Raw genomic sequence first — 5744 nt, forward strand, 5'->3', positions numbered from 1 at the left:
GAATTAAGGACGGTATGCCGGGCCGGTAAATCCTTTCCACCGACAGGAGAACGAACATGGTCCGCCTCACCCGCCGGGATTTTGTCACCGTGGCAGCCGCTGCAATCCTGCTGAACGCCGAGGAAACGAAAGGAGAAACTATGGAAATCGACAGTGAGAAACTGAAAGCCGAGGCCCTTGCGACCCTCGAGGCCTACAACCGCGCCTGGGCCGTGGAGGGCGCCCCGGAGCGCCTGACCGAATTTTTCCACCCCGAGATGGTGGCGATCACCCCCTCCGAGCGCGAACGCATCGAAAGCGGCGCGGCCTGTGTCGAGGGCTGGAGCGCGTTCACCCGGGCGGTGCGGATCACCCGCTGGAGCCCCCACGGCGCGAAAGTCCAGCTCTGGGGCGGGGGCGAGGTGGCGGTGATCAGCTACTATTACGATATGAGCTGGGAGACGCCGGAGGGCCAGGTGGTGGAAGCGGCCGGGCGGGACATGTTTGTCCTGGCGCGGCAGGAGGGACGCTGGTGGGCCGTGGCCGACCAGTTCTCGCCCTATCCCGGCGGAAAATGAAGCCTGCTTTATGACTGCTGTAAACGGTTCAAGGGGAAATTCCAACCACAATAACGTCTTGCAAGGAGGAGTTTATGCAGTGGAAAGAAATGCTTCGCCTGGAGCTGGAAAGCGCCTACCGCACCACCGAGGGGCTGATGGACATGACCGAGGGCTGCGATCTGGAGTGGAAGCCCTCTGCGGCCAACAACTGGATGACCACGGGCCAGTTGCTGCTGCACCTGACCAATAGTTGCGGGGCCGGAATGCACGGGTTCGCCACCGGCGATTGGGGGCTGCCCGAGGGTGTGGACCTGGCCAATATCCCGCCCGAGGAGATGTTGCCCCCGGCGGAAAAGCTGCCCTCGATCGGCAGCGTGAAAGAGGCGAAAGCGAAGCTGGCTGAGGACAAAGCCCTGGCGGTCAGGACACTGGACGGCTGCAGTGAGGAGCAGCTTGTCAACCAGATCGCGCCGGCGTGCTGGGATGAGCTTCAGTATGTGCTGGGCCACCGTTTCCTGCAGATGGTGCATCACTTGAACCTGCACAAGGCCCAGTTGTTCTACTACCTGAAATTGCAGGGCCGTCCGGTCAACACCATGCACCTTTGGGGCTGAGCGGAAAATAAAGCGTGCTTTCGGCCGCTTTCCTGCATAAAATTCAGCGGATTCCGTTTTTTCCGGCCCGGGCCGGAACTGCGATCAACCGCTGCATGCCAGGAGGGGCTATGAAACTGCGGGCTATGACTCTGAGCGTTGCCGTACTGGTGTTCTCACTCTGTGGGAGCGCTCCGGCGGAGGATGCGGTGCTCGACGCCCTGGGGCGGGCCGCCTCGGTGACGACGGGGTTGGTCTACGGCAACGGCGGCGGGCGAGAGCTGCACCTCGACCTCTACCGTCCCTCCGGGGCCGGCGAGGGGCCGTTCCCGGCGGTGGTGTTCATCCACGGCGGGGGCTGGCGCGCCGGCAACCCGGGGCAGTTCTCGCGTCAGGCCATGTACCTGGCCACCCAGGGGTATGTCTGCGCCAGCATCGAATACCGTCTTTCGGGTGAGGCGCAGTTCCCGGCCGCGATCGAGGACTGCAAGTGCGCCCTGCGCTGGATGCGGGCCGTGGGCGCGCGGGACTACCATGCCGACCCGGAGCGGGTGGCGGTGGCGGGAAGCTCGGCCGGGGGACACCTGGCCCTGCTCGTGGGAACGAGCGGAGGCGCTGCGGAGCTGGAGGGCAGCGGGGGCTGGGCCGGGTATTCCAGCCGCGCGCAACTGGTCGTGGCGTTCAACCCGGCCTGCGAGTTTGTCGGGTTCGAGAACGAGTCGGTGCGGGCGTTCCTGGGCGGGAGCAGCCGGGAGGCCCCGGATGCCTACCGCCTGGCCACCCCCGCCACCTGGCTGGACAAATCCGACCCGCCCATGCTCCTTCTGCACGGGGATGCCGATACAGTGGTGCCCTACGTCCAGCCTAAACGTTTCGTCGAGGCGCTCAAAGCCGCCGGGGTGGAGGCCGAGCTGTACACCGAGAAGGGCACCGGGCACACCTGGTACGGCCAGCCGCCCTATTTCGAGCCGACCACGCTGGCGCTTAAAAATTTCCTGGACCGGCATTTCAAGTGAACCTCACCCCGGCCGCCTCGACTGAGCGGGCCTATGCCCCCCGGAGGAGAGATGCAAACCCGGACCATCGCAGCCGCAGTTCTGGTTCTGAGCCTCGCTGTCTGCAGCCGGGCCTTCCCGGATGATTTCCTTAAAACCCTGCAACAGGCCGCCTACACCGAGGCGGGGCTGGTCTACGGCCAGGGCGGAGGCCATGACCTCCGGCTCGACCTGTACCAGCCCTCCACTGGCGAGGGGCCGTTCCCGGCGGTGGTGTTCATTCACGGGGGAGGCTGGCGCGCCGGGCATTCGGGGCAGTTCTCGCGCCAGGCGATGTACCTGGCCACCCAGGGCTATGTCTGCGTCTGCATCGATTACAGGCTCTCCGGCGAGGCGCGCTTCCCGGCCGCGATTGAGGACTGCAAGTGCGCGGTGCGCTGGATGCGGGCCGTGGGAGCGAAAGAATACAAGGTGGACCCGGAGCGGATCGCGGTGAGCGGCGAATCGGCCGGCGGGCACCTGTCGCTTCTGCTGGGCACGAGCGGAGGGGCGGCGGAGCTGGAGGGGCAGGGCGGCTGGGCCGGGTATTCCAGCCGGGTGCAGCTCGTGGCGGCGTTCAACCCGGCCTGCCGGTTCTCGGGGATCCACAGTGACGCGATCCCGGCGTTCCTGGGCGGCGACAGCCTGGAGGTCCCCGAGGCCTACCGTCTGGCCACACCCTCCACCTGGATCGACCGGACCGACCCGCCCATGCTCCTTCTGCACGGCGACCAGGACAAGACCGTGCCCTACAGCCAGAGCGTGGAGTTTGTCGACGCGCTCAAAGCGGCCGGGGTGGAGGCGGAACTGTACACAGAGAAGGGCGCCGGCCACACCTGGATGAGTTTCCCGCCCTATTTCGAGCCGACCACCCTGGCGCTGAAGAGCTTCCTGGACCGGCATTTCAAGAAATGAATCGGGCGCGGGGCGCGTGACCCGGCCCCGCATGCGCCCGGGCACGGGAAAGGAACGACGGCGTGGGCTTTGTCCACCTCAGATGCCACAGCAATTTCTCACTGCTGGCCGGCGCCTCCAGCCTGGATGAGCTTCTGGAGGCCGCCCGGGCGGCCGGGCTGGAGAGCCTGGCCCTGAGCGACACAAACGGCCTCTACGCCGCGGTGCCGTTTCAGCGCAAGGCGCGCGAGCGAGGTGTCCGGCCGATTTTCGGCGCGGTGCTGACCGGCTCGCTGGAGCGGGGGGCGACAGGACCGGATGCCCTGGTCCTGGCCCGCGACCGGGCGGGGTTCGCCGCGGTGAGCCGCCTGGTCACGGCCCGTCACCTGGAGAGCGGCTTTTCCCTGGCCGGGGCCCTGGCCGAGGAGGCCGCCCGCGCGCCGGAGAGCATGTTCGTTCTCAGCGCCGACCCGGACCTTCTGCAGCAGCTTGCCGCCACTCTGCCCGCGGGCATGCTCTACGCCGAGTTGTGCCATGACGGAGCGGAGGGTGTGGCGCAGCGGCTGAGGCGCACCGCCGGGCTGTCGGAGCGGCTCGGATTGCCCTGCGCGGCCACGGGCGGAGTGTTTTTCGCCCGGCCGGAGGGCCACGACCTGCATCGCCTTCTGCGTGCCATGGACCTGGGCCGCACCACCGGCTCGTTGCGTGAGGGCGACTGCGCCCCGGAGGGGGCTTTCCTCGCTCCGGCGGCCGAGATGGAGCGCCGTCTGGCGGCCTGGCCCGAGGCCCTGGCCAACGCGGCCCGTCTGGCGGAGATGTGCCGGGTGGAGCTGCCCGTGGGACGGATGATCTTCCCGGAGTTCCACCTTCCCGACGGCGAGAGCGCCTACTCGCTTCTGCTCAAGAATGCGTTCCGCGGGGCCTGCCGCCGCTACCGCCCGCTCACCGCCCCGGTGCTGGAGCGCCTGCGCGGCGAGCTGGAGGTGATCGACCGCCAGGGTTTCAGCCCTTATTTCCTGGTCGTGGCCGACATCGCCCGTTTTGCCCGCCGGCGGCGCATCCCCATGGTCGGGCGCGGCTCGGCGGCCAACAGCCTGGTGGCCTACGCCCTGGGCATCACGGATGTCGACCCGATCCGCTACAACCTGTTTTTCGAGCGTTTCCTGAACCCGGAACGCCACTCGCCCCCGGACATCGACCTGGATTTCTCCTGGCGGCGGCGCGACGAGGTGCTGGAGTATGTGTACCGCACCTACGGCGCCGACCGGGTGGCGATGATCTGCACCTATGTCACTTTCAGCGCGCGCCTGGCGTTCCGCGAGACCGCCAAGGCCCTGGGCCTGCCGCCGGAGGAGATCGGGCGGTTCACCCGGATCATGCCCGGCCGCACGCTTACCGATCCGCAGGAGCTGGCCGCCAAGTGGCCCGAGACACGCTCCCTTCCGCTTGAGGAGGAACCCTGGCGCACGGTGATCTCCCTGGCGCGCCGTCTGGCCGGGTTCCCGCGCCACCTGTCCATGCACGCCGGCGGGATCGTGGTCGCCCCGTTCCCCCTGACCGACCTGGTGCCCCTGGCCCGCTCGGCCAAGGGTTTCGTGGTCACACAGTACGACATGTTTCCGGTGGAGGAACTGGGGCTGGTCAAGATCGACCTGCTGTCGCAGCGCGCCCTCTCGGTCAACGAGGAGGTGGCCCGTCAGGTGGAGCGTCGCGACGGCGTGCGCCTGGACCTGGAGGACATCGACCGCCTGGCCGCCGACCCGGAGGTGGTGCGGCTGGTCTCGCACGGACGGACCATGGGCTGCTTCTACATCGAAAGCCCGGCCATGCGCCAGCTCCTGGAGAAACTGCGCGTGCGCACGTTCGAGGAGCTGACCGCGGCCAGCTCGGTGATCCGTCCCGGGGTGGCCGAGAGCGGCATGCTGGCCCAGTACGTGGACCGTCACCGCGGGCGCGCCCCGGTGGAGTACCTTCACCCCAAGCTGAAGGAGTTGCTGGGGGAGACCTACGGGGTGATGGACTACCAGGAGGACGTGATCCGGGTGGCGCACGCCATCGCCGGGATGAGCCTGGGCCAGGCCGACCTTCTGCGGCGCGCCATGAGCGGCAAGCTGCGCTCGCACGAGGCGATGGAGGCCCTGGAGCGCCAGTTTGTCGAGGCGGCGGTGTCCCGCGGCGTGGAACGAGCTGCGGCCGTGGAGATCTGGCGCCAGATACGCAGTTTCGCGGGCTACGCGTTCTGCAAGGCGCACAGCGCCTCCTACGCCCGCATCTCGTTCCAGAGCGCCTACCTCAAGGTGCACTGGCCGGCCGAGTTCATGGCCGCGGTGCTGGCCAACGGCGGCGGGTTCTACGGCCCCTCGGCCTACCTGGAGGAGGCGCGGCGCATGGGTCTGGCGATCCTGCCGCCGGATGTAAACCGCAGCGGGATCGAGTACAGCGGGGCGGCTGGGCAGGTGCGGGTGGGCCTGAACGTGATCGCTGGCCTGACCCGGCGCACCCTGGAGCGGACCCTTCAGTCGCGGGCCGTCGAGGGCTTTTTTACCTCCCTGGCCGACTACTGCCGGCGGGTCGGTCCGGGCTACGCCGAGGCGCAGACCCTGGTCCGCTGCGGGGCGTTCGACAGTTTCGAGCTGACCCGGCCGGAGCTGCTCTGGCGCCTGGAGCTGCTGTTCGAGCGCGGC

At 68.1% G+C, this 5744-nt stretch carries 5 protein-coding genes; all 5 read left to right on the plus strand.

Features of this window, described 5'->3' with window-relative positions; translation table 11 throughout:
- The first annotated feature begins 56 nt into the window (after positions 1 to 56).
- Positions 57 to 557, plus strand: a complete 501-nt coding sequence (locus LLH00_17095; GenBank protein MCE5272997.1) for a nuclear transport factor 2 family protein — start codon at positions 57 to 59, stop codon at positions 555 to 557.
- Positions 558 to 631: 74 nt separating this feature from the next.
- Positions 632 to 1153 carry a DinB family protein gene (locus LLH00_17100; GenBank protein ID MCE5272998.1) on the plus strand — a complete coding sequence of 174 codons (522 nt, stop codon included), beginning with the start codon at positions 632 to 634 and terminating at the stop codon, positions 1151 to 1153.
- A gap of 110 nt (positions 1154 to 1263) precedes the next feature.
- Positions 1264 to 2148, plus strand: a complete 885-nt coding sequence (locus tag LLH00_17105) for an alpha/beta hydrolase (protein MCE5272999.1) — start codon at positions 1264 to 1266, stop codon at positions 2146 to 2148.
- A 51-nt stretch (positions 2149 to 2199) separates the two neighbouring features.
- Positions 2200 to 3081: an alpha/beta hydrolase gene (locus tag LLH00_17110; protein ID MCE5273000.1), complete on the plus strand. Its 882-nt coding sequence runs from the start codon at positions 2200 to 2202 to the stop codon at positions 3079 to 3081.
- A gap of 62 nt (positions 3082 to 3143) precedes the next feature.
- The coding region (locus LLH00_17115) for a DNA polymerase III subunit alpha (protein ID MCE5273001.1) at positions 3144 to 5744 on the plus strand (2601 nt) is incomplete at its 3' end.

It is taken from the genome of bacterium, from assembly GCA_021372515.1.
Taxonomy (GTDB): domain Bacteria; phylum Gemmatimonadota; class Glassbacteria; order GWA2-58-10; family GWA2-58-10; genus JAJFUG01.